This window comes from Pseudomonas sp. NPDC096950, assembly GCF_044762525.1.
Lineage (GTDB): Bacteria > Pseudomonadota > Gammaproteobacteria > Pseudomonadales > Pseudomonadaceae > Aquipseudomonas.
The window spans coordinates 444,767-470,700 of record NZ_JBIWEL010000003.1; the positions used below are offsets into that span (position 1 = coordinate 444,767).

28 protein-coding genes are annotated in these 25,934 nt (G+C 59.9%); 22 read left to right on the plus strand and 6 right to left on the minus strand.

Features of this window, described 5'->3' with window-relative positions:
- Positions 1–46: 46 nt before the first annotated feature.
- Genes ACIQY3_RS09175 through metC form a run of 9 tightly spaced genes read left to right on the plus strand, consistent with a single transcriptional unit; the run spans position 47 to position 9,874 of the window.
- Complete coding sequence (locus ACIQY3_RS09175; RefSeq protein ID WP_403018707.1) at positions 47–898, plus strand: transporter substrate-binding domain-containing protein; 852 nt, start codon at positions 47–49, stop codon at positions 896–898.
- Positions 895–2,319, plus strand: coding sequence for an FAD-binding oxidoreductase (locus tag ACIQY3_RS09180; RefSeq protein ID WP_403018709.1), 1,425 nt, complete (start codon positions 895–897; stop codon positions 2,317–2,319). Before ACIQY3_RS09175 ends, ACIQY3_RS09180 begins: the two co-directional genes overlap by 4 nt.
- Entirely contained in the window at positions 2,316–3,527 is a 1,212-nt protein-coding gene (locus ACIQY3_RS09185) for an aminotransferase class I/II-fold pyridoxal phosphate-dependent enzyme (protein WP_403018711.1), read from the plus strand. Before ACIQY3_RS09180 ends, ACIQY3_RS09185 begins: the two co-directional genes overlap by 4 nt.
- Complete coding sequence (locus tag ACIQY3_RS09190; RefSeq protein WP_403018713.1) at positions 3,524–4,258, plus strand: amino acid ABC transporter permease; 735 nt, start codon at positions 3,524–3,526, stop codon at positions 4,256–4,258. Before ACIQY3_RS09185 ends, ACIQY3_RS09190 begins: the two co-directional genes overlap by 4 nt.
- Positions 4,248–5,036 carry an amino acid ABC transporter permease gene (locus tag ACIQY3_RS09195; protein WP_403018714.1) on the plus strand — a complete coding sequence of 263 codons (789 nt, stop codon included), beginning with the start codon at positions 4,248–4,250 and terminating at the stop codon, positions 5,034–5,036. Before ACIQY3_RS09190 ends, ACIQY3_RS09195 begins: the two co-directional genes overlap by 11 nt.
- Positions 5,023–5,859: an amino acid ABC transporter ATP-binding protein gene (locus ACIQY3_RS09200; protein ID WP_403018716.1), complete on the plus strand. Its 837-nt coding sequence runs from the start codon at positions 5,023–5,025 to the stop codon at positions 5,857–5,859. Before ACIQY3_RS09195 ends, ACIQY3_RS09200 begins: the two co-directional genes overlap by 14 nt.
- Before the next feature lie 17 nt (positions 5,860–5,876).
- Positions 5,877–6,473 carry a cysteine dioxygenase gene (locus ACIQY3_RS09205; protein ID WP_403018717.1) on the plus strand — a complete coding sequence of 199 codons (597 nt, stop codon included), beginning with the start codon at positions 5,877–5,879 and terminating at the stop codon, positions 6,471–6,473.
- Positions 6,470–7,126, plus strand: a complete 657-nt coding sequence (locus tag ACIQY3_RS09210; protein WP_403018718.1) for a glutathione S-transferase N-terminal domain-containing protein — start codon at positions 6,470–6,472, stop codon at positions 7,124–7,126. The genes ACIQY3_RS09205 and ACIQY3_RS09210 overlap by 4 nt, the downstream gene beginning before the upstream one ends.
- A 24-nt stretch (positions 7,127–7,150) precedes the next feature.
- A complete protein-coding gene (metC, locus tag ACIQY3_RS09215) occupies positions 7,151–9,874 on the plus strand; it encodes a cystathionine beta-lyase (protein WP_403018719.1) in 2,724 nt (907 codons plus the stop codon).
- Positions 9,875–9,916: 42 nt separating this feature from the next.
- Here metC and ACIQY3_RS09220 read toward each other — a convergent pair whose 3' ends face one another.
- Positions 9,917–10,126 (minus strand): hypothetical protein, encoded by a 210-nt coding sequence (locus ACIQY3_RS09220; RefSeq protein WP_403018720.1) that lies wholly within the window; start codon positions 10,124–10,126, stop codon positions 9,917–9,919.
- A 155-nt stretch (positions 10,127–10,281) separates the two neighbouring features.
- On the opposite strand from ACIQY3_RS09220, the gene ACIQY3_RS09225 reads away from it, so the two are divergent.
- The 8 genes from ACIQY3_RS09225 (at position 10,282) to ACIQY3_RS09260 (ending at position 16,788) form a co-directional block, all read left to right on the plus strand.
- The gene (locus tag ACIQY3_RS09225; RefSeq protein ID WP_403018721.1) at positions 10,282–10,695 is read left to right on the plus strand and encodes a hypothetical protein; all 414 of its coding nucleotides are present in this window, start codon (positions 10,282–10,284) and stop codon (positions 10,693–10,695) included.
- Between the two features lie 129 nt (positions 10,696–10,824).
- Positions 10,825–11,277, plus strand: a complete 453-nt coding sequence (locus ACIQY3_RS09230; protein ID WP_403018723.1) for a hypothetical protein — start codon at positions 10,825–10,827, stop codon at positions 11,275–11,277.
- Positions 11,278–11,407: 130 nt separating this feature from the next.
- Complete coding sequence (locus tag ACIQY3_RS09235; RefSeq protein WP_163914577.1) at positions 11,408–11,830, plus strand: hypothetical protein; 423 nt, start codon at positions 11,408–11,410, stop codon at positions 11,828–11,830.
- Positions 11,831–11,968: 138 nt separating this feature from the next.
- Positions 11,969–12,967 carry an acyltransferase family protein gene (locus tag ACIQY3_RS09240; protein WP_403018726.1) on the plus strand — a complete coding sequence of 333 codons (999 nt, stop codon included), beginning with the start codon at positions 11,969–11,971 and terminating at the stop codon, positions 12,965–12,967.
- A gap of 41 nt (positions 12,968–13,008) precedes the next feature.
- Positions 13,009–13,902, plus strand: coding sequence for a LysR family transcriptional regulator (locus ACIQY3_RS09245; RefSeq protein ID WP_403018727.1), 894 nt, complete (start codon positions 13,009–13,011; stop codon positions 13,900–13,902).
- Between the two features lie 96 nt (positions 13,903–13,998).
- The gene (locus tag ACIQY3_RS09250) at positions 13,999–15,126 is read left to right on the plus strand and encodes an aminotransferase class I/II-fold pyridoxal phosphate-dependent enzyme (protein ID WP_403018729.1); all 1,128 of its coding nucleotides are present in this window, start codon (positions 13,999–14,001) and stop codon (positions 15,124–15,126) included.
- A 3-nt stretch (positions 15,127–15,129) separates the two neighbouring features.
- Complete coding sequence (locus ACIQY3_RS09255) at positions 15,130–16,119, plus strand: ornithine cyclodeaminase (protein ID WP_403018731.1); 990 nt, start codon at positions 15,130–15,132, stop codon at positions 16,117–16,119.
- Positions 16,120–16,185: 66 nt separating this feature from the next.
- A complete protein-coding gene (locus ACIQY3_RS09260; protein WP_403018733.1) occupies positions 16,186–16,788 on the plus strand; it encodes a transcriptional regulator in 603 nt (200 codons plus the stop codon).
- 48 nt (positions 16,789–16,836) lie between these two features.
- On the opposite strand, the gene ACIQY3_RS09265 is transcribed toward ACIQY3_RS09260, so the two are convergent.
- Positions 16,837–17,034, minus strand: coding sequence for a hypothetical protein (locus tag ACIQY3_RS09265; protein WP_403018735.1), 198 nt, complete (start codon positions 17,032–17,034; stop codon positions 16,837–16,839).
- A gap of 273 nt (positions 17,035–17,307) precedes the next feature.
- Between ACIQY3_RS09265 and ACIQY3_RS09270 the strand changes: the two genes are divergently transcribed.
- Together ACIQY3_RS09270 and ACIQY3_RS09275 are read left to right on the plus strand one after the other, a co-directional pair.
- Entirely contained in the window at positions 17,308–17,493 is a 186-nt protein-coding gene (locus ACIQY3_RS09270) for a hypothetical protein (RefSeq protein WP_403018736.1), read from the plus strand.
- 69 nt (positions 17,494–17,562) lie between these two features.
- Entirely contained in the window at positions 17,563–17,754 is a 192-nt protein-coding gene (locus ACIQY3_RS09275) for a hypothetical protein (RefSeq protein ID WP_403018739.1), read from the plus strand.
- Positions 17,755–17,824: 70 nt separating this feature from the next.
- On the opposite strand, the gene purU is transcribed toward ACIQY3_RS09275, so the two are convergent.
- From purU to glyA, 4 genes are read right to left on the minus strand one after another with little or no spacing between them, the layout of a single operon-like run.
- On the minus strand, positions 17,825–18,721 hold the full coding sequence (gene purU, locus ACIQY3_RS09280) for a formyltetrahydrofolate deformylase (protein ID WP_403018741.1): 897 nt from the start codon (positions 18,719–18,721) through the stop codon (positions 17,825–17,827).
- Positions 18,722–18,732: 11 nt separating this feature from the next.
- Positions 18,733–19,632 (minus strand): bifunctional methylenetetrahydrofolate dehydrogenase/methenyltetrahydrofolate cyclohydrolase FolD, encoded by a 900-nt coding sequence (folD, locus tag ACIQY3_RS09285; RefSeq protein ID WP_403018743.1) that lies wholly within the window; start codon positions 19,630–19,632, stop codon positions 18,733–18,735.
- Positions 19,633–19,690: 58 nt separating this feature from the next.
- Complete coding sequence (locus ACIQY3_RS09290; protein ID WP_403018745.1) at positions 19,691–21,022, minus strand: D-serine ammonia-lyase; 1,332 nt, start codon at positions 21,020–21,022, stop codon at positions 19,691–19,693.
- A gap of 60 nt (positions 21,023–21,082) precedes the next feature.
- The gene (gene glyA, locus ACIQY3_RS09295) at positions 21,083–22,354 is read right to left on the minus strand and encodes a serine hydroxymethyltransferase (RefSeq protein WP_403018749.1); all 1,272 of its coding nucleotides are present in this window, start codon (positions 22,352–22,354) and stop codon (positions 21,083–21,085) included.
- A 126-nt stretch (positions 22,355–22,480) separates the two neighbouring features.
- On the opposite strand from glyA, the gene ACIQY3_RS09300 reads away from it, so the two are divergent.
- The 3 genes from ACIQY3_RS09300 to ACIQY3_RS09310 form a co-directional block, all read left to right on the plus strand.
- Entirely contained in the window at positions 22,481–23,380 is a 900-nt protein-coding gene (locus ACIQY3_RS09300) for a LysR family transcriptional regulator (protein ID WP_403018750.1), read from the plus strand.
- Positions 23,381–23,780: 400 nt separating this feature from the next.
- Complete coding sequence (locus ACIQY3_RS09305; protein WP_403018752.1) at positions 23,781–24,821, plus strand: amino acid ABC transporter substrate-binding protein; 1,041 nt, start codon at positions 23,781–23,783, stop codon at positions 24,819–24,821.
- A gap of 57 nt (positions 24,822–24,878) precedes the next feature.
- A partial coding sequence (locus ACIQY3_RS09310; protein WP_403018753.1) for an amino acid ABC transporter permease occupies positions 24,879–25,934 on the plus strand: 1,056 nt, incomplete at its 3' end.

Consider the following 25,934-nt stretch of genomic DNA (forward strand, 5'->3'; position numbering starts at 1 on the left):
GTCCGGCTCCTCGTTTTCAACCGCTCAACGCTCAAGGTAGCCGTGCATGAAGCCACTTTTTTCCGCCAGAACCCTGACCTCCCTGTGCCTGGCCGGATGCGCCGCGCTGGCCGCCAGCTTCGCTCAGGCCGACGCCACCCTGGACAAGGTTCAACAACGCCACGCCATCAGCGTCGGGGTGATTCTCAGCGGCCCGCCGTTCGGCACCATCGACCCGAAGACCGGCGAACACCTGGGCTACAACGTCGAACTGGCCAAGGGCATCGGCAAGGCTCTGGGCGTCGAAACCAATACCGTCTCGGTGCTGGCGCCGAACCGCGTGCAGTTCCTGCAACAGGGCAAGGTCGACATCCTGATCGCCAACATGCAGTACACCGACGAGCGCGCCGAGATTCTCGACTACGTGCCCACGCCTTATGAAGAAGTCGGCGGCGCCGCACTGATTCGCAAAGGCGCGGGCATCACCCAGTGGGCCGACCTGAAAGGCAAACCGGTGTGCGTGTCCCAGGGCAGCAACTTCATCAAGCCGTTGCAAGAAACCTATGGCGCAGAAATCAAGGCGTTCCGCAGTCAGTCCGAATCGCTGTTGTCCCTGCGCGGCAATGGTTGCGTGGCAGCGGTGCATGTCAGCCCGACCATGCATGCGTTGTTGAGCGATGCGGAATGGGCCGGTTATGAAATTCCGCTGCCGGGGGATTTGATCCCGTCGAACTCGGTGATCTGGATTCGCAAGGGCGAACACGATACCCAAGCCAAACTGGATGCCATCGTTCGCGACTGGCACCGCAGCGGCTGGCTGATCGCGCTGGGTGAACGCACTGGCATGGCGCCGTCCCAGGCTTTGCGTGACTTGCATGAACAGTATCGCAACGCTGCACCATTGGCGGTTCAACCATGAGCCAAGGGCTGTTCGCGACCTTGCAGCAACTGCTCGGCGCCAGTCATGTGCAAAGCGGCGAAGAGGCTGCGCCGTACCTGACGGACAAGCAGGGTCGCTACGTCGGACAGGTGATTGCCGCCGTGCATCCGGCCAACACCGAGAAAGTCGCGGCAGTGGTCCGCGCTTGCATGGCCAATGACACACCGATCGTGGTGCAGGGCGGCAACACCGGTTTGATGGGCGGCGCGACCCCGGACGCCAGTGGCCGCGCCGTGTTGCTGTTGCTCGATCGCCTGAACCGCGTACGCAACGTGGATACCGACAACGACACCCTGACCGTCGAGGCCGGCTGCATTCTGCAAACCGTGCAGGACGTGGCGCGTGATGCCGGACGTCTGTTTCCCCTGAGCCTCGGTGCCGAAGGCAGTTGCACGATTGGCGGCAACCTCGGCACCAACGCTGGCGGCACCGCCGTGTTGCGTTATGGCAATACCCGCGAGCTGACCCTCGGCCTGGAAGTGGTCACCGCCCAGGGCGAAATCTGGAATGGCCTGCGCGGTTTGCGCAAGGACAATACCGGCTACGACCTGCGCGACTTGTTTATCGGCAGCGAAGGCACCCTCGGCATTATCACCGCCGCGACCCTTAAACTGTTTCCGCTGCCCAAGGCCCAGGCCACGGCGTTGCTGGCCTTCGATTCGCTGGCCCAAGCGGTGACCTTCCTGTCCCACGCCCGCGCCGGTTTCGGCGCCAGCCTGACCGCGTTCGAATTGCTCAGCGCCGATTGCCTGGCGTTGCTGCGCGAAAAATTTCCCCAAGGCCCGCAACCGTTTCTCGGCGCGGTGCAGCCGTGGTTTGCGCTGCTGGAGCTCTCCGATAACCACAGCGAAAGCCATGCCCGCGAAGCTTTTGAGACGGTGCTGGGCGATGCCTTTGAACAAGAACTGCTGGCCAATGCGCTGATCGCCGAAAGCCTGGCCCAGAGCGAAGGACTGTGGCTGCTGCGGGAAAACATGAGCGAGGCGCAGAAGCGTGCCGGGCGCAACATGAAGCACGACATCTCGGTGCCGATTTCCCAGGTCGTGGCGTTTGTCGCGCACACCGATGCGCTGCTGCAACAACACTTTCCCGGCGTGCGGCATTTCACCTTCGGTCATTTGGGCGACGGCAACCTGCACTACAACGTCGCGCATCCGCTGGATTCGTCGGTCGAGGCGCACATGGCCAACTACGCGGCACTTAGCGAGTTGGTGCACGACAGCGCCCACGCCCACGGCGGTTCGATCAGCGCCGAACACGGCATCGGCCAGCGCAAGGTCGGTTTGCTGGACCGCTACAAAAGCCCGGTGGAGCTGGACCTGATGCGGCGCATCAAGCACGCGCTGGACCCGAAAAACCTGCTCAATCCGGGCAAAGTCGTGGAGGTGGCCAAGCCATGAATGTTCGCCTGTCAAAACGCGTACAGCGCGTCTCGCTGTCGGCCAATGCCGCCGCCAAATCCCAGGCCACGGCGTTGCGTGAAACCGGTCGCGACATCCTCGACCTGACTACCGGCGAGCCGGATTTCGACACCCCGGAACACATCAAGCAAGCCGCCTATGCCGCCATTGCCGCCGGGGCCACCAAGTACACGCCGACGCCTGGCGTGAAAGCTTTACGCGTCGCAGTGCAACGCAAACTCCAACGGGAAAATCGGCTGGAGTACCCGCTGGAATCCATCGTGATTGCCAACGGTGCGAAACAGATCATCTTCAACGCCTTCGCCGCGACCCTCGATGACGGCGATGAAGTGCTGGTGCCGACGCCGTACTGGCCGTCGTTTCCGGACAGCGTACGCATCAATGGCGGCGAGCCGGTGTTTATCGAGTGCGGACTGGCGCAGGGCTGCAAGCTGACGCCGCAGCAGTTGGAACAGAGCATCGGCGAACGCACGCGATGGCTGATCCTCAACGGTCCAGGCAATCCAAGCGGCGCGGTCTACAGCACCGCCGAGTTGCAGGCATTGGCCGAAGTGCTGCGGCGTCATCCGCACGTGTTGATCCTGCTGGATGAGCTTTACGAACATATTCGCTTTGACGGCCAGCAACCGTTGAGTCTGCTTAACGTCGCGCCGGATTTGCAGTCACGCTGCCTGTTGGTGGGCGGGGTGTCCAAGACCTACGCCATGACCGGTTGGCGCATCGGTTTCGGTGCTGGGCCGCAGGTGTTGACCAGTGCGATGGCGGTTGTGCAATCGCAATCGACGTCGGGGGCTTCCTCGGTCGGACAAGCCGCTGCGCTGGCCGCTTTCGACGGCGGGCTGGATTTCTTGCCAGCGCAGGTCGCGGCCTATCAGCAGCGCCGGGACTTGTTATTGACGGCGTTGAAAGCCGTAAACGGTCTTGAAGTGCTTGAGCCTCAGGGCGGTTTCTTCGTGTTCGTCCGCTGCGAAGGCTTGCTGGGACGTTATCGCCCGAACGGCGTGCGCCTCGACAGTGATGCCGATGTCGTGGCGTATTTGCTGGAGGAGGGTGTCGCCGGTGTGGCGGGCAGCGCCTATGGATTGTCGCCGTGGTTTCGCCTGTCCATCGCCACCGCGACGGATAGCGTTGCCGAAGCCGGCCGCCGCATCGCCCAAGCCTGCGGGCAATTGCGAGGCGCAGCATGAGTCATCTGTTGGAGCTGTTCGTCCACTGGACCGCCGGGTTTGGCCTCAATTACAACTTCCTGCTGGACGCCTATCAACGCGGCACCCTGGAGCAAGGCGCGCTGACCACCGCGTTGCTGTGCCTGTTCACCATCGTCGGCAGTCTGCTGGCGGGTGTCGGGTTGGCGGCGATGTTGACCTCGGGCAAACCGTGGCTGGCGAAACCGTCACGGGTGTTTATCGAAGTCACCCGCAACACGCCGACGCTGGTGCAGCTGTATTGCGCGTTTCTGGTCTTGAACATGTTGCTGACCCAAGCCGTCGGCGCGGCGAATCCGCTGACGCCGTTTGCCTGGGTGGTGATCGTGATCTCGCTGCACAAGGGCGCGTTCCACGCCGAAGCCTTGCGCGCCGGGATCGAGGCGGTGCCGGCAGTGACCCTGGAAGCCGCCAGTTCCCTAGCCTTCAGCAGCCGCCAGTTGCTGTGGAATGTGCAACTGCCCCTGGCCCTGCGTTTTGCCTTGCCGTCGCTGATCAACAACCTGATCGACCTGGTGAAGATGACCGCCGTGGCCTCGGCGATTGCGGTGGGCGACATCACCTACGCGGCGATCATGATCTGGACCCAAAGCGATAACGTGCTGGAGCTGATGATCCTGATCCTGAGCTTTTTCGGCCTGCTGAGTTTTATCGTCAATTGTGTGGGGCGCCTGCTCGAAGCGCGCCTGAGGATGCCCGGCTATGGCCATTGAATCGTCCGTCAGCGCACCGCTGGCCTGGCCGCGCCGGCATGTCGGCAAGTTGCTTTTGCTGGTTGGCGCGGTGCTGTTCCTGCTGTATTTCGCGCCGCAAAGCCCGGTGTTCAAGGCGTTGCTGCAATGGTCGCCGGCATTGGCGGTGGGCTTTGGCCAGAACATTCTGATCAGCCTGGTGGCGATTGGTCTGGGCTCGGTGCTGGGACTGTTGGTGGGTGCGTTGGCGGTGTCGCCGCTGCGCCTGTTGCGCTTGCCGGCGCAGATCTGGGTGCAGATTTTCCGCAATGCGCCGTGGCTGGTGCTGATCTATTTCACCACCTACGTATTCCCGTTCGAGATCAAGCTTGGCAGCACTTATGTCTCGTTCCCGGACTGGGTCAAGGTCACCATCGGCCTGGCCCTGCCGGCGAGTGCCAACGTCGCGGAAATCTTCCGGGGCGCCATTGCCTCGATCCCCAGCACCCAGTGGGAAGCCGCGCGTTCCCTGGCGTTTACCCGTGGGCAGATTTTCCGCTCGATCATCCTGCCGCAGTGCTTCAAACGCATGTTGCCACCGTGGATGAACCTCTACGCGGTGATCACCATGGGCACCGCACTGGCCTCGCTGGTGGGCGTACATGACGTGATCGACACCGCGCAGATTGCCAGCAACACCGTGAACATGACCGGTTTCACCGTGGTGATTTACCTGAGTCTGCTGGTGCTGTTCTTCGCTTATTGCTACCCGATTTCCCGACTGACCCAACGCCTGGAGCGACGTTATGCCTTCTATTGAAACCGTCGCCGAGCCCCTGGTCAGCCTGCGGGACCTGCACCTGTCGTTCGGCGCCAACCCGGTGCTCAAGGGCATCGATCTCGACGTGCATCGCGGCCAGGCCGTGTCGATCATCGGCCCGTCGGGCTCGGGCAAGTCGACGATCCTGCGCTGCATCACCGGCCTGTTGCAGCCCCAGCGCGGCAGCATCCGCGTCGGCAGCACCGACGTGCACACGTTGGCCAAGGAAGCCCAGCGCATCGAGTTGCGCAAACGTGTGGGTTTTGTGTTCCAGCAATACAACCTGTTCCCGCATCTGTCGGTGCTGGAAAACCTGGTGATCGCTCCGCGCAAAGTCTTGGGCCGCAGCCGTGCCGAGGCGGAAAAAGAGGCCCGGGCGCTGCTGGCTAAAGTGCGCATGGAACACAAAGCCGATGCCTATCCCGGCCAGTTGTCCGGCGGTCAGCAGCAGCGGGTAGCCATCGCCCGTGCCCTGGCCATGCGCCCGGAACTGATTCTGTTCGATGAAGTGACCTCGGCTCTCGATCCGGAGACCGTCGGCGAGGTGCTGACGGTGATTCGCGAGCTGACCGAAGAGGGCATGACCTGTGTGCTGGTGACCCACGAAATGCGCTTCGCCGAGGAAATCAGCGACATCGTCTACTTCACCGAAAACGGCGTGATCGTCGAACACGGCAGCGCCGCGCAAATCTTCCAGCACCCGAGCAGCGAGCGCACCCAGGAATTCCTGCGCCATGCCTTGGGTGATCCGGGCCGTCGCCCGGCGAATTCTAATGATCCGTACCTGTTGACCAACCTGGGCCGCTACAGCCTGTCCGTGTAACACCGAGGAGCTAATTCATGAGTACCGATAACCGTGCCGTCGTCATCGAGGATTTCCTCAAGAAAATCCGTGTGATCAATCAACGGGGCGTCGACCGCACCGCGCTGGTGGAAATTGTTGCCCTGCTCGAAACCCTGGCCGAGCGCCGGGACCTGTTCAACTTCGACGCCTTCCCGGCGCCGGTGCCGGGGCAGGGCAGCACCGCGTTCCGCTATCGCCTGAACGACGATGGCGACACGCCGACGCTGTACCTGAACTCGTTGTTGCCGGGCAAAAGCACAATCGCGCACAACCACGAAACCTGGGCGATCATCAGCGCCGTCGAAGGCCAGGAAATCAACTACGTCTACGGGCGCAGTGATGAAGGACGCGAGCCGGGGTTCACCACCCTGCGCCTGGAAAAAGAAGTGATCGTGCAACCCGGCACGTCGATCTCGTTCCTTGGCGAAGACCTGCACGGGATTCGGGTCGAGGGCGAGCAGGCGACCTTGCATTTCCACCTCTACGGCTTGCCGCTGGAATCCCTCAACGGGCGCTACGGCGTCGAAGCCGACGGGCGGATTCTCAACTACAACGCCTCGCAAATGGCGCCATCAATCAAGGCCTACGCATGATCGACTTGCACTACTGGCCTACCGGCAACGGGTTGAAGATCGGCATCTTGCTTGAAGAGCTCGGGCTGGAATACCGCGTGGTGCCGGTCAACATCCGCACCGGCGAGCAGAAGCAACCGGCGTTCCAGCGCATCAGTGCCAATGGGCGGATTCCGGCGATTGTCGATCATGCGCCTGAGGCGCTGGACGCACCGCTGAGCCTGTTTGAGTCCGGGGCGATCCTCAATTACCTGGCCGACAAGGCCGGGCGTTTCCTGCCGCCAACGGGGACTGCCGAGCGGCAAAAAGTTCAGGAATGGTTGTTCTGGCAGGTCGGGCATGTCACGCCGTACCTGAGCCAGTTGCAGCTGTTCAAGGAGAAGGCGCCGGAGCCGATTCCGTTCGCCCTCGACCTGCTGAATGCCGAGGCGACGCGGCTGTATCGAGTGCTGGAAACGCGGTTGTCCGAAGTGCCGTATGTGGCGGGTGAGTACTCCGTCGCCGACATGGCGATCTTCCCGTGGATTCAGCCGCAGCGGCAGGGCCAGGATTTGACGGACTACCCGCACATTCACGCCTGGCGCGAACGCCTCAAGGCCCGGCCAGCCATCCAGCGCGCCTATGCCAAGGGTCGCGACATCGCCGCCAACGAGCGCTCCCTCGCGCTTCAATAATTTCTATTTTCAAGCGGGACTTCCATGAGCCAGACCGTAACCCCAGGGCAACTGCAGCAGTGGCTGTTCGACGGGCAGGAAATTGCCCTGTTTGACGTGCGTGAGCATGGCCAATATGGCGAAGCCCACCTGTTTTTCGGGGTGAACCTGCCCTATAGCCGACTGGAGTTGGAGGCCCGGCGTTTGGCGCCGAATCCTCAGGTACGGCTGGTGATCTATGACCAGGACGGTGGCGACGTTGCGGCCCGTGCTGCCCGGCGTTTGCAGGCGCTGGGTTATGCTCGCGTGCATATTCTGGAGGGCGGTGCCGAGGGCTGGCAGGCCGCCGGTTTCCAGTTGTTTGCCGGGGTGCATGTGCCGTCCAAGGCGTTTGGCGAGTTGGTGGAGGAGGCGAGTCATACGCCCCACATCACCGCCACGCAGTTGGCCGAATGGCAGGCCCGGGGCGAGCCGTTGGTGGTGCTCGACGGTCGGCCGTTCGATGAATACCGCAAGATGACCATTCCCGGTTCGGTGTGCTGCCCGAATGGCGAGTTGGGCTATCGCGTGCATGATCTGGTGCCGGACGAGACCACGCCGATTGTGGTCAATTGCGCCGGTCGCACCCGCAGCATTATCGGTGCGCAGACGCTGATCAACCTGGGGGTGAAAAATCCGGTTTATGCCCTGGAAAACGGCACCCAGGGTTGGTATCTGGAAGATTTTCAACTGGAGCATGGCAGCACCCGGCGTTATGCCGATGTGGTGTCATCCGATGCCTTGCCGGGTCAACGCCTGGCTGCCGCGCAATTGGCGGAAAAGGCCGGAGTGAGAACCGTCGGGGCCGCGCAGGTTGAGCAGTGGGCGAAAGACAGCGGACGCAGCCTGTTCCTGTGCGACGTGCGCACCGCCGAAGAATTCGCCGCCGGCACGCTGCCGGGCGCGCAACACACGCCAGGCGGGCAGTTGATTCAATCCACCGATTTGTACGTGGGTGTGCGCAAGGCGCGGTTGGTGCTGATCGACAGCGATGGCGTGCGCGCACCGATTGTCGCCAGTTGGCTGCGGCAGTTGGGGCATGAGGCGTATGTGCTTGAGGGCGGTGTGGGCAGTTCCCTGGGGTTGTCGGCGCTTGAGGTCATTGCGCCTGAGGCGTTGCCAACCATCACGACGCAAGCGCTGGCCGACGCGTTGAAGGACGATGCGGTCGCACTGATCGATCTGCGCCCGAGCATGGTGTATCGCAAGGGTCATATCGCCGGGGCGCGCTGGTCGATCCGTTCGTTGCTGGCGGCCGAGGTGGCCAGTGAGCAACGGCCGTTGGTGTTGCTGGCCGACGATCCACGGCTGGCGGCGTTCGCGGCGCTGGAGTTGCCTGAGCATCAACGCCAGCAAACCCGGTTCGCCGGGAATGTGGCGGGTCTTGAGCTGCAAGCGGACACCAACACTCCGCCCGACGCGCAATGCATCGATTTCCTGTTCTTCACCCATGACCGCCACTCCGGCAACAAGGACGCGGCGCGGCAGTACCTGGCCTGGGAAATCGGCTTGTTGGCGCAGATGAGCGAAGAGGAAATCGCCAGCCTCAAGCCGCTGCGTCAGCAAACGCCTCGGGTCCGTACCCAACTGGTCCATTGCGCGCGTACTGAAAAAGGCAACGGCGGGCGTGGGGTCAACGTCCCGGTTACGCGGCTGAGCACGGTGCTGTTCGACAACCTCGCCCAAATGCGCGACGCCCGTTCCCGCCGCGACCACGAGCGCGTCCTGAGCTACGGCGCACGCGGCAACCCGACGGCGTTCGCCCTGGAAGACCTGGTTACTGAATTGGAGGGCGGTTATCGCACGCGCCTGTTCAGCACTGGACTGGCAGCGGTGGCGCAGACATTCCTGGCGTACCTGCGGCCCGGCGATCACGTGCTGATCACCGACGCCGTGTACTCGCCGGTGCGGCGCCTGGCCCGGGAGTTTCTTCAGCCGTTTGGTATTGAGGTCAGCTACTTCACCCCTGACGGCAGTGATCTGCCCGCGAAGCTGCAAGCCAATACCAAAATGGTCTACACCGAAGTGCCCGGCTCATTGCTGTACGAACTCTGCGACCTGCCGGCCATCGCCGCCCTGTGCAAGCCGCGGGGCATCCTGCTGGCCGTGGACAACACCTGGGGCTCGGGCTACCTGTACCGGCCGCTGACCCTGGGCGCGGACATCTCGATCATGGCGTTGACCAAATACCTGTGCGGCCACAGCGATGTGGTCATGGGCAGCGTCTGCACCCGCGAAGACGTGTGGCAACCGTTGGGGGCCATGAGCGACACCTTCGGCAACGCCGTCAGCCCCGACGACGCCTACCTGGTACTGCGCGGCGCCCGCACCCTGGCAACACGCCTGGACGTCCATGAACGCCAGGCGCTGGACATTGCTCATTGGCTACAGGCACAACCGCAAGTGAAGCGAGTGTTCCATCCGGCGTTGCCCGATCACCCTGGCCACGCCCTGTGGCGGCGCGATTTCAAGGGCAGCAACGGCTTGCTGTCGTTCGAACTGCGGGACGCTGAGGAGGCTTATATCGAGCGTTTCATCGACGCGCTGCAACTATTTGGGCTGGGCGCTTCCTGGGGTGGCTACGAAAGCCTGGTCACGGTCGCCGAGCTCAAGGAACGCCATAGCGCGGCGGATCGCGCACTCAATCCGGTGTTGCGATTGCACATCGGGCTGGAGGATGTCGACGCGTTGATCGAGGATCTGCAGCGGGGATTCGCTGCGGCAACGTGAGGTTGGAAACCTCCCTGGCAGCGAATCGGATATGAGCGGCGGTTACCAGAATTTGTCGCGCTTGACCGGACCGGCATTGCGCCGTTCCGGGCCGGCGGGGTTGCCGGAGTCCACCAGCCTGCGTTCTACCAGCACATTCTGCAATGCCTGGCGGGCCACCGGGTCCAGTTGATCTTCGCGCTCTTTGAGTTCAAGCAGGATCGGGCTGGACCAGGTGCGATAGGTTTGCTCGGCGATACGAACGGGTGTCATCTATCTCTCCTTGATTAGGCGCCCGCAATGAAGCCGGGGCTGTTCGATGAGGTAGAAACGTTAGTTGAGGAAAGGGCTCATTGCCAGTCGACTGCCCACGTTGTTCATAGTGGTAGAGTCGTGCCGTCAATCCAGAAGCAAGCAGGGAGCAGGCAATGTTTCATAAGCACACAAATCTGTTGGGGACCTTAGTCAGCCTGATGTTGGCTGGCGGGATTCTGACAGGCTGTTCCGGGACCCCGGTGTCGGCAAAAAACGCCGATCCGATTGACCCGAATTATCAATATGCCTACCGGGAAAAGGGCGAAGCGCAGCTTGTGGTGACCCGGGACCGGGGTTGGTACAAGGGTGGTCACACCGTTGATTTTCTGATTGATGGCGAGTTAGCTGCGGAAATGCGAATGGGGGATGTCGCGAAATTTGGATTGAAGGCTGGCCATCACATTATTGCCGTCTCCATGAATGGAACGCTGGTTGAACGTGAAGTCACGTTGAACGCTGGCGAGACAGTCAGGCGCCGGATTCCTGTGGGCGCTGTACTCGACGTGACCCCAACAACGTTTGAGTAATTGACACCCCGGATTGAAATCACGCCAGACTCGCCCCGTCATCCAAAGTGTCGAATAGCCATCATTCAGATACACTCCGCTCCGGCCGAATATCGGCCAGGCCAATGACGGCGATATGGAGTGGGTGTGATGGGTTTTCGGAAAGTGTGTGCCGGGATGGCGATGGGTTTGGTGATTGCAGTCTCGGGATGCGCGAGCATTGTTAGCGACAGTAAGCCCAAGGTTCACTTGTACAGTACGCCAACCAAGGCTAACTACGTGATCAGGGACAGCAAGGGTGGGGTGGTCAGTAAGGGCATGACGCCTGGCGCGGCGATTCTGGAAACAGGTCGGGGTTACTTCAAAAGCGAAAGTTATACCGTGACCTTCCAGAAAGAAGGGTATGCGCAGACGACTGTGCCGTTGAAATCTTCGGTCAGTGGATGGTATTGGGGCAACCTGTTGTTCGGCGGTCTGATCGGTATGCTGATTGTCGACCCTTTGACCGGTGCCATGTACACGCTTCCGGAAGATGCCACGGGTAACCTGCCTAAAGTTCCTGAAGCCCAGGTTTCGGCTGCTCCCATTCAAAATCTCCAGTAACCAGGTTCTCGACACACAGTACTCAGGCGAGCCGGTCCGTGGCGGGCTCGCTATCAAACCTTGATGCAGGTGGCCGAGGGGTTTTCACTCGCTGAGAAACGGACATGATGAACAAGGAGTCGAGAGCGTCATGAAAGTATTACCGATCGTTGTTTCAGCGCTAGTGCTGGCCGGATGCTCAACCGATCCGATTCCGTCGAGACTGGCAACTGAAGCGCCCCCGTCTCAACGGATCGAATTCCAACATAAGCCACAGGGCGAATACGCGATCTTGCAGGTTGTGCGGGATAGCGGCCACACGGGTAGCCTTTGCTCGATGGGCATTTACATCAACGGACAAAAGGCTGCGTTGCTGGACCCAGGGCAAAAGGTTTCTTTTTACCTGCCGCCCGGTGCGCTGATCATCGGTGCGGGTTACTCCGGATCGGGAATGTGCGGGATGGGCGCTGCGCGCATCGAGCGAGATGCTTCCGTCGTGCGCAATTCCACCAGAACCTATCGGGTGAGTACCAGCGGTGATGGAGTCATTGATGTCTCTCCCACGCTGCAATGATGTTGCTACCCACTCGTCAGAAGCCATTGGCGAGCCTCACGCATGAGTTGTCTGGGCTATAGGAATAAGGCTGTTCCCGAAGCGAAAAGCCACGTACCTTACCGCGCAAAATAAACAAGACGTTTAAGGATGATGCGCGTGGGGGCTTATCGGCTGCTGCTGGCAATGCTGGTGGCGATTTCTCATATGGGCGTGACGCTGGCGGGGTTCAATCCCGGCGTCATTGCGGTGGTGTCGTTCCTGATCATCAGTGGCTTTGTGATGACCTCGCTGATCGAGAGGAACTACAACGCTCCTGCGCAATTTCACCTGTTTTACGTGGATCGGGTGTTGCGGCTTTATCCGCAGTTCCTGCTCTACTTCGTCAGCTCCTGCGCCGTGATTTATTTCCTGTTGCCCGGCACGCCCCAAGCGGCGGCGTTGACCGTCAACAACATCGTCACCAGCCTGCCGATCGTGCCGATGGGCTTTTACATGTTCGGCATCACCGTGCCCGAGATCCTGCCAGCGGCGTGGTCGCTGGGGCTTGAAATGTGTTTCTACCTGCTGATCCCGTTCCTGATCGTCTACAAGGTTCGGGGCCTCGCCTATGGGTTGTCCGTGGTGGTGTTCATGGTCGCCGCGCTCGGTTACATCAACACTGATGTCTACGGCTACCGGCTGCTGCCCGGCGTGCTGTTCATCTTCCTCTGCGGCAGCTACCTGTACCGGATGCGGGCCAGGGCAGGGATGATCGTTGTCGGCACCGCGATTGTTGCTGCGCTGATGTTCCTGGCGATCGTCACGGGACTCATTCCCCGGCGGCCCTTCAACGCGGAGGTCACCGCTGGCATCGCCCTTGGCGTCCCGGCCGTCTTCCTGTTGAGCAAGTTGAAGTACCACCGGATGGATGAGTTGCTGGGGAACATCAGCTACGGTGTGTTCCTCAACCATTTCGTGGTGATGTATGGACTGCGGGCCTTCTGGCCCGTGGCCTACGACACGCGGATGATCACGGCGGTGTTGCTGCTCTCGTTCGTGTTGAGCGGGATTTCGTATTACTTCGTCGAACGGCCAGCCCTCAAGCTGCGTCATGCACTTCGGGCGGGTGTCAGGCTTGGCGTGGGTCAAGCGCGGCGCGGCGGAACCGCTGCTTAAGCGGTCCAGGGTTTGACATTACTTTTCGGAGATAGCGAAAGATGACGCTGGATAACCTTGCGCTGTTTTTGATGATCGTCGAGAAGGGCGGCCTGTCTGCCGCCGGCCGCGAACTGGGGTTGTCGCCGGCGTCGGTCTCCGAGCGCCTTGCGGTGCTGGAAAGTTATTACGGCGCGAGCCTGCTGACCCGCACCACCCGGTCGATCAGCCTGACCGATGAAGGTCGCCTGCTCGCCGACGGTGCTCGCCGTTTGCTGGCCGAGGCCGATGAACTGGAAACCCGTATTCGCCTGGGCACGCAAAAGATCTCCGGGCTGATTCGTCTCAGCGCCCCGGTCGATCTCGGGCAATCGCGGATCGTGCCGATCCTTGACCGCTTCCTGGCCGAGCATCCGTCGGTGACGATCGATCTCAATCTCACCGATGGTTTCGTCGACCTGGTCAGCCAGGGCATCGACTTCGCCGTGCGTTACGGGACCCTGGCCGACAGCACGTTGCGCGCGAAGCCGATTGGCGAGAACCGCCGCGTCATTTGCGCCGCGCCTGAATACCTTGAGCGCCATGGCACGCCACGCCACCCGGACGACCTTGCCCGGCATGACTGCATCGTCATGCGCTTTGGCAGCAACATCGATCGGGTCTGGACGTTCCGGGTGGCGAACGAGGCCTATCGCGTGGCGGTCCGGGGCCGCCGGGTGGCGAACAACGGTGGATTGGTCCGGCAGTGGTGCCTGGACGGCCACGGCCTCTGCAACAAATCCATTTGGGATGTGCAGGCCGACCTCGCCACCGGCAGGCTGGTGGAAGTGCTGACTGATTTTTCGGCCGGGCAAACGGCGCTACAGATTGTGTATCCACCGGCGAGTGAGTTGCCGCGACGCGTCCGGGTCTTGATCGACACCATCAGTTCGGAGCTCGCGTTAATCGACGTCTGATTTAGACATTAAGAATAAATTAGACATAATTTCTAATGGCGAGTAGTCTCAAGTCGTTGTCATCGGCCCACCGATCATCGACCTGAGGAAACCAGCATGGCCACACTTCCGGATTTCCGCCTGGAAACCTACTTCTCCAAGTGGGAGTTTTCCGCGCGTTACCACATGACGGCCTCCGATGCGCAAAGCCTGTCCATCCAGAACCTGTTGGCACTGGCGGACAACGCGGATCGGGAGGCTTTTGAATCGTTGTCCCTGGGCTACACCCAGACGTTCGGTTCGCCGGAGTTGCTGGAGGTGATTGCCTCGACGTACGAACGCCAGTCGCCTGCCGACCTGCTGTGTTTCGCCGGTGCGGAGGAGGGGCTGTACGTGGCGATGCACGCAATCCTCGACAAGGGCGACCACGCGATTGTCATCACGCCCAACTACCAATCTTCCGAGACGGTGCCGCTGAGCATCTGCGAAGTGAGCGGTGTCGCCCTTGATCCGGCGCGCAACTGGACGCTGGACATCGATGAGGTCGCGGCGGCGATTCGGCCCAATACCAAACTGATCTCCATCAATTTCCCCCATAACCCGACGGGCAAAATCCTCGAACGCGAGCGTTTCGACGCATTGGTGAAGTTGTGCCGCCAGCACGGTATCTACCTGTTCAGCGACGAGGCCTATCGTTTGCTGGGCGTCGGCGCTGAGCAATTGCCGGCCGTGGCAGATGTCTACGAGCGTGGCCTGTCGCTGGCGGTGATGTCCAAGCCTTATGGGCTGCCGGGCCTGCGCGTCGGCTGGATTGCCTGCCAGGATCGCGACCTGTTGTTACGCATGGAGCGCATGAAGCATTACCTGTCGATCTGCAATGCGGGGCCAAGCGAAGTGCTGTCGCGCATCGCATTAAAGGCCCGTGAGCAAATCCTGGCGCGCATTCATACGCTGATGAGGCGCAACCTCGGCTTGCTGGACGAGTTTTTCAAAGAGTTCGAAGAGCGTTTCGAGTGGTATCGCCCCGATGGCGGCTGCATCGCCTATCCGCGTTATCTGGGGGCCGAAGGGGTCGAGCGTTTCACCACCGATCTGGTCGAGCGCACCGGGGTGCTGTTGCTGCCGTCGAGTATCTACAAGTCCGAGCTGGGGCCGACGCCGACGGATCGCTTCCGCATTGGCTGCGGGCGGGCGCATATCGAGGAAGGCCTGCAGGTGTTCCGCGACTACCTGCGGGGGCAATGACCCATGACCTCGGCAACGTTTCCGATCTACAGCCTGAGCGATGTGCGCACGGTATTGCGGCGCAAGGACATGCTCGACGTGGTGCGCGACGCCATCGTGCGGCATTCCCAAGGTGAAGTCGTCGCGGCGCCCTCGAGCGAATTGCTGTTCCAGGAGCCTCCTGGCGACTGCCATATCCGCTGCGGCTACTTCCGCGGTGGCGCGGTGTTTGTGGTCAAGATTGCGATGGGGTTCTATGAGAATCCGACGCGGGGGCTGGAAACCAATAACGGTCTGATGCTGGTCTTCGACGCCCAGACCGGCAAGATCATCGCCGTGCTGAATGACGAAGGCTGGCTCACCAGTTGGCGTACCGCAGCCGCCGGGGCTCTCGCGGCGAAGGCCGGTGCGCCTTCGACAGTGACGGCCCTGGGGATTCTCGGCACCGGGCATCAAGCCGAACATCAGGCGCGCTGGGCTGCGGAATTCCTCGGCACCGATCAGGTGGTGATCTGGGGGCGTGATCCGGTCAAGGCAAGTCGCTTGGCCCAGAGTCTTGGTCATCAGGGTTTCAGCGCACGGGCGGCGGCAAGCGTGGACGAGGTGTTCGAACACTGCAACGTGGTGATTACCTGCACGCCATCGACCCGGGCGATTGTTCCTGTTTCGGCGGTGAAACCAGGCACCCATATCGTTGCCATGGGCGCTGACAGCCTCGGCAAGCAGGAACTTGATCCGCGAATCCTGGGCCTGGCCCGGGTGATCATGTCCGATGACCGTCAGCAGTGTGCCCAGCGCGGCGAACTGGCCCATGCCATTGCCGCAGGGCTGGACACCGCCAAGGCCGAGGTTTCATTGGGGCAGGTGCTGGCCGGCCGTGCAGCGGGGCGGATCAGCGATGACGATGTGACCGTCGCCGATCTCACCGGGCTGGCGGCCCAGGATATCGCCATCGCCACCCTGGCCATCGAGTTGATCCAGTCCGCGCCGTTGGGCCGGTCTGTCCAAGGTTAAGGTGAGCCCGTACAATTCCCGTCCATTTCCAGGTTTTTTAGTGCCCTTATGGTCGATATCGCCTTCATGAAAGCAACGGCAGACGGCATCGCTGCGTTGTTGTTCCCCGATCTGGAAGCAGTGGTCCACGACATCCGCAGCGGTTTGATCACGCACATCGCCAATGGCTTTTCCAAGCGCAAGGTCGGCGACCCTTCGTTGATTACCGACCTGCCGGAATTGGACAAGGGCCTTGATGTTATCGGCCCTTATGAAAAGGTCGGCACCAATGGCCGGATGCTGCGCTCGATTACGATAGCGGCGCGTTCCGACAAGGGCGAGATCGTTGCGCTGCTGTGCCTGAATTTCGACATGACGGCGCTGGCGCAAGTGCAGAAACTACTCAGTGGTTTCGCCGCCGGCGTGAAGACCCAGCCGCGGCCGGAAGCATTGTTCAGTGCGGACTGGCGGGAAAAACTCAATGAAATCGTCGAGGCCATTTCGGCAGAGAAGTGCGTGCGGCGCAGTGACTTCGGGCGTGCCGAGATCATGTTGGCGCTGATCGAAGCCCGGGCCCACGGCTTATTGGATGTGCGCAATTTCGTCGACTATTTCGGCGAGTACTTCGAGATCTCCCGGGCCACGGTCTACAACTATTTGAAGGCTGTCCAGGCAACATCGCCGGAATGAAGCAAGAGGCATCAAGCGATGCCTCTTTTCATGTGCGGTGCAACGAGCTCAGGCGCAGGCCTGGCCGAGGTGATTGTCTGCTGCGCCAGCGATGAGGTGCACCGGAATGTGCTGTTGCGTCTCAACGGACTGTACTTCGAAACTGCCCACGATATGAAGGTGTCGCTCGCTCAGCCCGGTCGACTCTTCTTCCTTTGCCTTAGCCATTCTCGCGTGGTTCATTGCGATTTCATAAAGAGTTGACACGTTACTTCTCCGGGGACTGACCAAGGTATTGATTGAATGCTGCCGCGTCAGAATTACGTCGTTCCGGGGCCGCTACGACCGCATCTGCAAACCTCAAGCCAAGATTCAGTCGCTTGCCGCTGCAGGAATTTATTGGCGACGAATGGTTTTCCGGGAGCATCTGATCAGGCGCACCGACTGTCCGAAGCCTTGAATTATCGGTGCTCGCCGGACTCCATTAATCGAGGGGCAATGGTCCCTCGATGGCGGTGAACTCCGCGCCGAGGCAAGTTAATGACATCATTTGAAGACTTCAGGACCCAATCGCAGGCGCTTCTTATAGAGCTGGATGCCGCCACGATGGGAATGATGACGTTGGTGACATCCAAATGCGTTTCCGGGCCGGAATGGGACGCGGCCACCAAGAGACAGCACGATGCCTATGAACGCTGGAACGCTTTCCTGAATATCCCTGGCTAGGACCCGTAACGCGGGCTGTTTGCGGATCGGGCGTAAAATGGCAATGCACTTCATCAAGAGGAGCCGCACATGGACGCCGACCAAGTGAACAAGCAAGCATCAGAGCAAAGAGTCTGGGACCGGTATTTTTGCGCTGCATTGATTGCCGAGAGCAACCTTACGGCACCGGTCGTGGGAGTGGCCACTCACGAGGACCGTCAGAATCTGTTGATCGAAAGGGCCAAAACGCTCGCCGATAAAATGATGGCAAACAGAAAGTGAATTGAGCCCAGCCTCCGTGCTGGGCTTTTCATTAGTGGTGGATGAGAGCCTTGTAAGTCCGCAATGTTTCCTACCCGACCGCCTCGCAAGTGTAGGAGTCGGGCGACGCTGGAAAGATGATGGTTTTACTTTCGTTAAGAAACACACGGCCATGGACATGCGCGTGGATAGCGCGTGACAGCACCTGGCTTTCCACATCACGCCCCAGGGAAACGTAGTCATCGGCACTTTGCGCGTGGGTAATTCGCACGATGTCTTGTTCGATGATGGGGCCTTCGTCCAGATCCGCCGTCACGTAGTGCGAGGTGGCGCCAATCAACTTCACGCCTCGTTCGAAAGCCTGCTTGTAGGGGCTTCCTCCCTTGAATGACGGCAGGAAAGAATGGTGGATGTTGATGATGCGTCCCGACATCTGCTTGCACATTTCATCAGAGAGAATCTGCATGTAGCGAGCAAGCACAATCAGTTCTGCGCCTGTCTCGCGCACGATGCGCATTTGCTCAGCCTCGGCTTCGGCTTTGTTCTCCTTGGTGACCTTGATGCAGTGGTAGGGGATATTGTGGCTTTCCACCACTTTCTGGAAATCGTGGTGATTGGATATGACCGCCACGATATCAATCGGCAGCGCACCGACCCCCCATCGATAGAGCAGATCGTTGAGACAGTGACCAAATCGGGACACCATCAGGACGACTTTGCGTTTGGCGCGCTCGTCGAAGAACTCATGCTCCATCTGATATTTCTCGACCAGGGGCTGAAACCCCTGGCGCAGATCTTCCAGCGAGAGACCGTCCTCCGAGCGGAAGGTGATGCGCATGAAGTAGTGCCCGGTGCTCTCGTCATCAAACTGCGCGCTGTCGCGAATGTTGCAGCCCCTGCCGGACAGATAAGCGGTGATTTCAGCCGTCACACCGCGAATGGATGGACAGGCGACGCGAAGTACATAGTTGTTCTTTTTGGTGGTCATGAAAGTTGCCCTTATCCAGCGATTGCAGGGTTGGTTTGAAGGTTGTGCTGACGGCGAAACGCGGTGAGGGTGTTGGCCAGCAGGCATGCAATGGTCATAGGGCCGACGCCGCCCGGAACGGGGGTGATCGCCGCAGCGTGGCCGGCTTCGGAATACGCCACATCGCCAACGATGCGGGACATGCCATCGCGCATGACGCGGTTGATGCCGACATCGATAACTACCGCGCCGGGCTTGATCCAGTCACCCTTGACCAGCTCTGGCCGGCCAACCGCCACGACCAGAATGTCTGCCGTGCGGCACAGCTCTGCGACGTTGCGGGTTTTGGAGTGTGCGACGGTGACCGTGCAGTTTTCGCCCATGAGCAGCTGTGTCATCGGCTTGCCGACGATATTGGATTTGCCAACCACGACGGCATTCAGACCGGCGAGATCACCCAGCCGATCCTTGAGCATCATCAGGCAACCCAAGGGGGTGCAAGGCACCAGTGCGTCCTGGCCCGTGGCGAGGCGTCCGGCGTTAAGAATGTGGAACCCATCCACATCCTTGTCCGGATCAATGGCGTTGATGACCGCATGGGTATCGAGGTGCGCCGGTAACGGCAGTTGCACAAGAATGCCGTTGACATCCGGGTCCGCATTGAGCCGGGCCAACAGCGCCATCAATTCAGCCTGGCCGGTTTCAGCCGGCAGTTTGTGGACAAAGGAATGCATGCCCACCACTTGGGTCTGGCGATGTTTAGCACCGACGTAGACGCCGCTGGCCGGATCTTCCCCAATCAAAACAACCGCCAGCCCGGGTGTCAGTCCGGTCCTGGTCTTGAGGGTTCGGACCTCGTCGGCGAGCCGTTCAACCAGGTTGGCTGCAAAGCCTTTACCGTCTATCCGTTCGGCCTGAAATAAATTATTCATCAAGCACTTACCTCAACATCTGGAAATGGCAGGAGGGCTTATCCGTGGGGCGAGTGGGTCAGCCGGACTTCACCAGCGCAGCGCCACGTTCCATGAACCGCATGAACTGCTCCTGAGGCACAAATGCACCGCCAGTCGTCCACACCACATGCGTGGCTTGGGAGCGCTTGTCGGCCAGGCCATGACGATTCAGGTAAATTCGCCCCTGACGGCTCTTCACGATGAAGTCCGGCCCGGCAAAACCTGCGGCGGCGGAGGGTTCCAGGCGAATGGACTGAGCGGTCTGCGCGTGCCAGAGCCAACGGAACAGATCATCGTCGGCAACGGTGAATACCCCTGAAAGCAGCGGTTTCATGACATCGGCCACGAACGCCGACATGCGTGCGACGGCCATGCCATCGGCCTCTGTGCGGTTGGTCAGGCCCACGTCGTAGACGGACAACAGATCCTTCGCGCCGCTCATCATGTGCACGAGCGCGCAAGGTGATTGGACAGGCTCGACAAAGAAGGCATGCGCCGCATCGCCGAAGATGGCCTTCAACCCGTACGCCACGCCGCCAGGTGCACCACCGATTCCGCAGGGCAGATAAATGAACAGGGGATGATCGTCATCCACGGTCACACCCGCCTCAGTCAATTGTGTTGCCAACTCGCTGGCGGCGGCGCTGTACCCGAAGAACAGCATTTGCGAGCGTTCGTCATCCACGAAATAGAGGCTCGAATCCGCTTCCGCATCAATACGTGCATGCTCCACCGCCGTGGTGTAGTCGGCGTTGTGTTGCACCACTTCAACGCCGAGGCGTGTCAGACGATCAACCTTCCATTGCTTGGCATCCGAGGACATATGCACCACCGCCCGAAAGCCCAGTGCGCGTGCCGCGATGCCAACGCTAAGACCGAGATTGCCTGTGCTGCCGACTGCAATGGTGTGCTGCGCAAACAGCTTGCGCGCTGCATCGCCGGTCAGCAGATTGATGTCGTCATCCGCCGACAGAAGACCGTTTGCCTCGGCCATTTGCCTGGCGTACATGAAGACTTCGTAGACACCGCCGCGCGCCTTGATCGATCCCGCGACAGGCAGGTCATTGTCCGCTTTCACGAATACGCGACCATATTCGGGATCGCTATAACCCAGTGCCTCGCGCAGGTCTTCCGCCTCGATCAGTGGTGAGTGGATCTTCCCGTTCGTGGCTTCCAGCTCCGGGAAGCAGGTCTTCAATACAGGCGCAAGCAGTCGCCAGTTATCCTCGGCCTCGGCAACCTCGGTTGAACGGATGGGCAGCGTGGGATCGCAGATGCCATCAGGTTTCAAGCCAGGGTTCAGCCAGAGTGCCGGACGGCCTGCCAGGACATCATCCCGCGCCGGGTCATTTGGAAGAGTAACGCTCATTTTTATTTTTCCTGCGCAGTCGAAGAGGCGCGGCGGAAGCTCTCATCCGCCGACATCTCATCAGGCATAGATCGGGAAGGCGGCACACAGCTTGGCGACTGTCGCGCGGCTGCGTTCGATAACCGCGGCGCGCGTGGCTTCGTCGGCAACCTGAGCCTCGAAAATATCGGCGATCAGTGTGCCGATGATCTCGAACTCAACGGCTCCGAACCCACGGGTTGTGCCGGCCGAGGAGCCAAGACGAAGTCCTTTCCATTCCGAAGGCCGCGCGCTGTCGAACGGGATTGGATTCTTGTTCGACGTGACGTTGATCGTAGAGAGCGCATCCTGCGACTCTTGACCCGTAAGGTCTTTGGAGGAGACATCCACCAGCACGACATGGGTATCGGTTCCGCCGCTGACAATGCGCACGCCACGCTTTTGCAGCACGTCTGCGAGCAGTTGGGCATTGGCTTTGACGTTGGCGCCATAGACCTTGAACTCATCAGTTAATGCTTCGCCCAGGCACACGGCTTTACCGACAATCGTGGCCAGGTGGGCACTGCCTTGTACGCCGGGGAAGACGGCGGGCTGGAGCTTTTTGAAGAGATCTTCCCGGTTGGTCAGGATCAAACCGCCGCGAGCGCCACGCAGTGTCTTGGTCGTGGTGCAGGTGACGATATCGGCGTGGGGAACAGGCGAGGGGTGCACGCCTGCGGCCACCAGACCGGCGAAGTGCGCCATGTCCACCAGGTAAGTCGCGCCGACCTTGTCGGCGATTTCACGCATACGGGCAAAGTCGATTTCACGCGGATACGAAGAGCCGCCAGAAATAATCAACTTTGGGTTGTTCTCCAGGGCGAGCTTTTCGACGTTGTCATAATCGATGCGACCGGTCTCCCGGTTTACCCCGTAAGAGACAATGTTGAACCAGCGACCCGACTGGTTTGGCTTGGCGCCATGACTGAGGTGGCCGCCGGCCGCCAGGTCCAGGCTCAGAACCACATCCCCGGGCTGAAGCAGTGCAAAAAAAACTGCCTGGTTTGCCTGAGTGCCTGAGTGCGGCTGGACGTTGACGAATTCGCAGCCGAAGAGTTGTTTCGCACGGTCAATCGCCGCCTGCTCCACGATGTCCGCAAAATCGGCGCCTCCATGGAAGCGTTTACCGGGGTAGCCCTCGACTGTCTTGTTGGTAATGACCGACCCGAGCGCATCCAGCGATGCGAGGCTGACAGAGTTCTCGGAAGCGATCAGTTCGATCTGTCCCTGCTGGCGTTTCTTTTCATCTTCAAGTGCGTTGAAGATCAGCGGATCGCGTTCTGCAAGATGATCGTGGAAATAGGATTTGCTCATTGCTGCGGTTCCCGTCTTGGTTTTTGCGTACCCTAATCCGTGGCCGAGATGAGAAAAAGCGAATAATATTTCAATATTACATTAGAGTTTCTAACGGGTTGATCGCGCAGGCGGGGGTGAAAGTTTATGGATATCGGTCGATTGCGAGCGCTAAGGGAGCTCTCGATTCGCAAAACCATGGCCGCGGTGGCCGAGGCGCTTCATGTCTCTCCCTCTGCGGTGTCGCAGCAGATTTCCCTGCTGGAGCAGGAGGTCGGAATCGATCTGGTCGAAAGGCGTGGGCGTGGCGTCAACCTGACTATCGCTGGAATGATGCTGGTTGAGCGCGCCAACCGGATTTTTACCGAGCTTGAATCGGCCCGTGCGGATATGGCCGAACTCAAGGAGGTCGTGGCAGGTGAACTTCGCGTGGCAGCTTTCCCTTCGGTGGCGGCAGCCCTGATACCCAAGACCATTCGCGCGTTGAACGCCACGTATCCTCGGCTGATGGTGCAATTCGATGAGATGGAGCCGGAGGAGGGGTTGAACGCCTTGCGCAGTTGGCAAACGGATGTTGCCCTCATCGATGATCTGAATGTGCCGCCAGGCCTGCTCGATCCAGGCATCGAAACCATTCCTCTGATTGAGGATGTGTTCAACGTGATGATGTCGCCCAACCATCGTCTCGCGCTAAAGGAAGAGGTGACATTGGGTGACCTTAATGGCGAGTGCTGGGTGATCGATACAGCCTCCAGTACTTATACGCGTGTATTGACGGATGCTTGCCAGACGGCTGGTTTCACGCCAAACATCATTGCCCGCTGCAAAGGGTTCGAAGTCACGATCGCCTTGATTCGAGAAGGCTGCGCCATCGCGATTTTCCCTGAATTGAGGGCCAGCTTCGACTTGAAAGATGCACGGGTTTGCCGACTGGTCCCGGAAATCCGCCGCCGGATCTCCGTTGCGTTCCGCAAGGGGGAGAAAAAGAGCCCGGCGCTCCAGGCGTTTATCCAGAGCATCTGTGCGCATGCGGCTGATTTTCGCTGATGACTTGCCAGTTGAGCAGTGCCTGAAAGTCATTCGCTCAAATCAGTGACATCGACCATCAAATTCGTCCTGCCTTCGCCCTCAGTCCCCGTGACTCGTCCCTCAACTAATTCATTAGTTGTGCTTATGTGATATTGAAAAAATATTCGCTTTTTCTGATCTGGTGCAGACGCTACGGTAGTTGAAAGCGAGTTTGCTCCGTCACACCGGAGCTTTTTTTTCAAAATAAGAAGAGGGCCAACGATGCCACTTTCCATCAGCGCTTATTGCGCGTATCGGGTGCCCTGACGGCGTCCCTCTTGTTTTCTGCCCTCCACATCGCTGTTCAAAATTCCGTCCGTTTCTGGTGCGTCGGCATCGTGCGGCCTGGATTTAATCGTGCCATTCCTGGAGCACTAAAATGAAAAAAGAAAACAAGCTGTTCAAAGTCTGTGGCGGCCTTCTCGGCTTCACTTTGGCTTCGTTACTCTGCGCCAATGCCAGTGCCGGCGTTACGTTGGATAACGTGAAGAAAAAAGGCTTTGTACAGTGCGGCGTCAGTGACGGGCTCGCGGGGTTTTCATTTGTCGATGCAAAAGGGGACTTTGCTGGCTTTGACGTAGACGTTTGCCGTGCGGTCGCTGCCGCCGTATTTGGCGACGCTAAAAAGGTCAAGTATTCGCAGCTCACGGCCAAAGAACGCTTTACGGCGTTGCAATCTGGCGAAGTGGATCTGCTCTCTCGAAGTACCACCTGGACGTCATCACGCGACGGGTCCATGGGGATCCTGTTTACAGGCGTGAGTTACTACGATGGCCAGGGTTTTCTGGTCAATAAAAAGTTGGGTGTAAAGAGCGCCAAAGAACTTGATGGCGCGACGTTCTGTATTCAGGCCGGCACGGTGACCGAACTGAATCTTGCTGATTATTTCCGCGCTAACAAACTGAAATTTACCCCCATCTCCTTCGACACTTCGGATGAAAGCTTCAAGGCGCTCGACGCGGGGCGCTGCGACGTGCTCACGTCTGATCAATCGCAGTTGTATGGGCAGCGGCTGAAGTTGGCCACTCCAGATGACTATGTCGTGCTGCCGGAGGTGATTTCCAAGGAACCCCTTACGCCTGCCGTACGGCGAGGTGACGAGGAGTGGTTTGCGGTGGTGCGCTGGACGTTGAATGCAATGCTGAATGCTGAAGAATTAGGTGTCACGTCCAAAAATGTGGGCGAACAGAAGCAGAGCACCAGCAATCCTGATGTTGCTCGGCTGCTGGGGAGCGAAGGCACCCTGGGTAAAGATTTGAACCTGCCAAACGACTGGGTCTTCCAGATCGTCAAACAGGTCGGCAATTACGGTGAGTCGTTCGAGCGAAACCTGGGGGATGGCAGTGATTTGAAGATCAAGCGTGGGCTTAACGCGCTGTGGAGCAAAGGTGGCATTCAGTACGCTGCCCCCGTTCGCTGAGTCTCTGACGCCCGGCCTTGGGCCGGGCGTTTTCATGTCTGTCTTGCCGGTGTACCTATGCAAATGAACAATGGCTCAACGCGTGTGGCGTCATTCAATGACCCCGTTGTGCGCGCCTTTATCTTCCAGGTTCTCATCGTCGCTGCGGTGGTTACGATGGGGTGGACGCTCTACCAAAATACGCACACCAACCTTGTGCATCGGGGGATCACTTCAGGCTTCGCATTTCTTGAGAACAGCGCTGGTTTTGGGGTTGCGCAACATCTCGTTGCTTACAAGGAAGCCGACTCCTATGCCCGGGTGTTTCTCATCGGTCTGCTCAACACCCTGCTGGTGACCTTCATCGGCGTGATCCTGGCCACCATTCTCGGCTTTATCGTCGGCGTGGCACGGCTGTCGCCGAACTGGATCATCAGCAAGCTGGCGACGGTTTACGTGGAAGTCTTCCGTAACATTCCGCCGCTGCTGCAAATCCTGTTCTGGTACTTCGCGGTGTTCCTGACCATGCCGGGGCCGCGGGCCAGCCATAACTTCGGCGACACTTTCTTCGTCAGCAGTCGTGGCCTGAACATGCCGGCCGCGCAAATGGCGGACGGGTTCTGGGCGTTCGTGGTCAGCGTCGTGGTGGCCATCGTCGCCATCGTGCTGATGGCGCGCTGGGCCAACAAGCGCTTCGAAGCGACCGGCGTTCCGTTCCACAAGTTCTGGGTCGGCCTGGCGCTGTTCCTGGTGATCCCGGCACTGTGCGCGCTGGTCTTCGGGGCTCCGCTGCACTGGGAACTGCCGAAGCTGCAAGGCTTCAACTTCGTCGGTGGCTGGGTACTGATCCCGGAACTGCTGGCGCTGACCCTGGCCCTGACCGTGTACACCGCGGCGTTTATCGCCGAGATCGTGCGTTCGGGCATCAAGTCGGTCAGCCACGGCCAGACCGAAGCGGCGCGTTCCCTCGGGCTGCGCAACGGTCCGACCCTGCGCAAGGTGATCATCCCGCAAGCCCTGCGCGTGATCATCCCGCCGTTGACCAGCCAATACCTGAACCTGGCGAAGAACTCCTCGCTGGCGGCCGGTATCGGTTACCCGGAAATGGTCTCGTTGTTCGCCGGTACGGTGCTG

Bases quoted from the DNA above. Each gene is read 5' to 3' on its own strand.
- ACIQY3_RS09175 (WP_403018707.1), top strand. From the start codon at position 47: ATGAAGCCACTTTTTTCCGCCAGAACCCTGACCTCCCTGTGCCTGGCC.
- ACIQY3_RS09180 (WP_403018709.1), top strand. From the start codon at position 895: ATGAGCCAAGGGCTGTTCGCGACCTTGCAGCAACTGCTCGGCGCCAGT.
- ACIQY3_RS09185 (WP_403018711.1), top strand. From the start codon at position 2,316: ATGAATGTTCGCCTGTCAAAACGCGTACAGCGCGTCTCGCTGTCGGCC.
- ACIQY3_RS09190 (WP_403018713.1), top strand. From the start codon at position 3,524: ATGAGTCATCTGTTGGAGCTGTTCGTCCACTGGACCGCCGGGTTTGGC.
- ACIQY3_RS09195 (WP_403018714.1), top strand. From the start codon at position 4,248: ATGGCCATTGAATCGTCCGTCAGCGCACCGCTGGCCTGGCCGCGCCGG.
- ACIQY3_RS09200 (WP_403018716.1), top strand. From the start codon at position 5,023: ATGCCTTCTATTGAAACCGTCGCCGAGCCCCTGGTCAGCCTGCGGGAC.
- ACIQY3_RS09205 (WP_403018717.1), top strand. From the start codon at position 5,877: ATGAGTACCGATAACCGTGCCGTCGTCATCGAGGATTTCCTCAAGAAA.
- ACIQY3_RS09210 (WP_403018718.1), top strand. From the start codon at position 6,470: ATGATCGACTTGCACTACTGGCCTACCGGCAACGGGTTGAAGATCGGC.
- metC (WP_403018719.1), top strand. From the start codon at position 7,151: ATGAGCCAGACCGTAACCCCAGGGCAACTGCAGCAGTGGCTGTTCGAC.
- ACIQY3_RS09220 (WP_403018720.1), bottom strand. From the start codon at position 10,126: ATGACACCCGTTCGTATCGCCGAGCAAACCTATCGCACCTGGTCCAGC.
- ACIQY3_RS09225 (WP_403018721.1), top strand. From the start codon at position 10,282: ATGTTTCATAAGCACACAAATCTGTTGGGGACCTTAGTCAGCCTGATG.
- ACIQY3_RS09230 (WP_403018723.1), top strand. From the start codon at position 10,825: ATGGGTTTTCGGAAAGTGTGTGCCGGGATGGCGATGGGTTTGGTGATT.
- ACIQY3_RS09235 (WP_163914577.1), top strand. From the start codon at position 11,408: ATGAAAGTATTACCGATCGTTGTTTCAGCGCTAGTGCTGGCCGGATGC.
- ACIQY3_RS09245 (WP_403018727.1), top strand. From the start codon at position 13,009: ATGACGCTGGATAACCTTGCGCTGTTTTTGATGATCGTCGAGAAGGGC.
- ACIQY3_RS09250 (WP_403018729.1), top strand. From the start codon at position 13,999: ATGGCCACACTTCCGGATTTCCGCCTGGAAACCTACTTCTCCAAGTGG.
- ACIQY3_RS09255 (WP_403018731.1), top strand. From the start codon at position 15,130: ATGACCTCGGCAACGTTTCCGATCTACAGCCTGAGCGATGTGCGCACG.
- ACIQY3_RS09260 (WP_403018733.1), top strand. From the start codon at position 16,186: ATGAAAGCAACGGCAGACGGCATCGCTGCGTTGTTGTTCCCCGATCTG.
- ACIQY3_RS09270 (WP_403018736.1), top strand. From the start codon at position 17,308: ATGACATCATTTGAAGACTTCAGGACCCAATCGCAGGCGCTTCTTATA.
- ACIQY3_RS09275 (WP_403018739.1), top strand. From the start codon at position 17,563: ATGGACGCCGACCAAGTGAACAAGCAAGCATCAGAGCAAAGAGTCTGG.
- purU (WP_403018741.1), bottom strand. From the start codon at position 18,721: ATGACCACCAAAAAGAACAACTATGTACTTCGCGTCGCCTGTCCATCC.
- folD (WP_403018743.1), bottom strand. From the start codon at position 19,632: ATGAATAATTTATTTCAGGCCGAACGGATAGACGGTAAAGGCTTTGCA.
- ACIQY3_RS09290 (WP_403018745.1), bottom strand. From the start codon at position 21,022: ATGAGCGTTACTCTTCCAAATGACCCGGCGCGGGATGATGTCCTGGCA.
- glyA (WP_403018749.1), bottom strand. From the start codon at position 22,354: ATGAGCAAATCCTATTTCCACGATCATCTTGCAGAACGCGATCCGCTG.
- ACIQY3_RS09300 (WP_403018750.1), top strand. From the start codon at position 22,481: ATGGATATCGGTCGATTGCGAGCGCTAAGGGAGCTCTCGATTCGCAAA.
- ACIQY3_RS09305 (WP_403018752.1), top strand. From the start codon at position 23,781: ATGAAAAAAGAAAACAAGCTGTTCAAAGTCTGTGGCGGCCTTCTCGGC.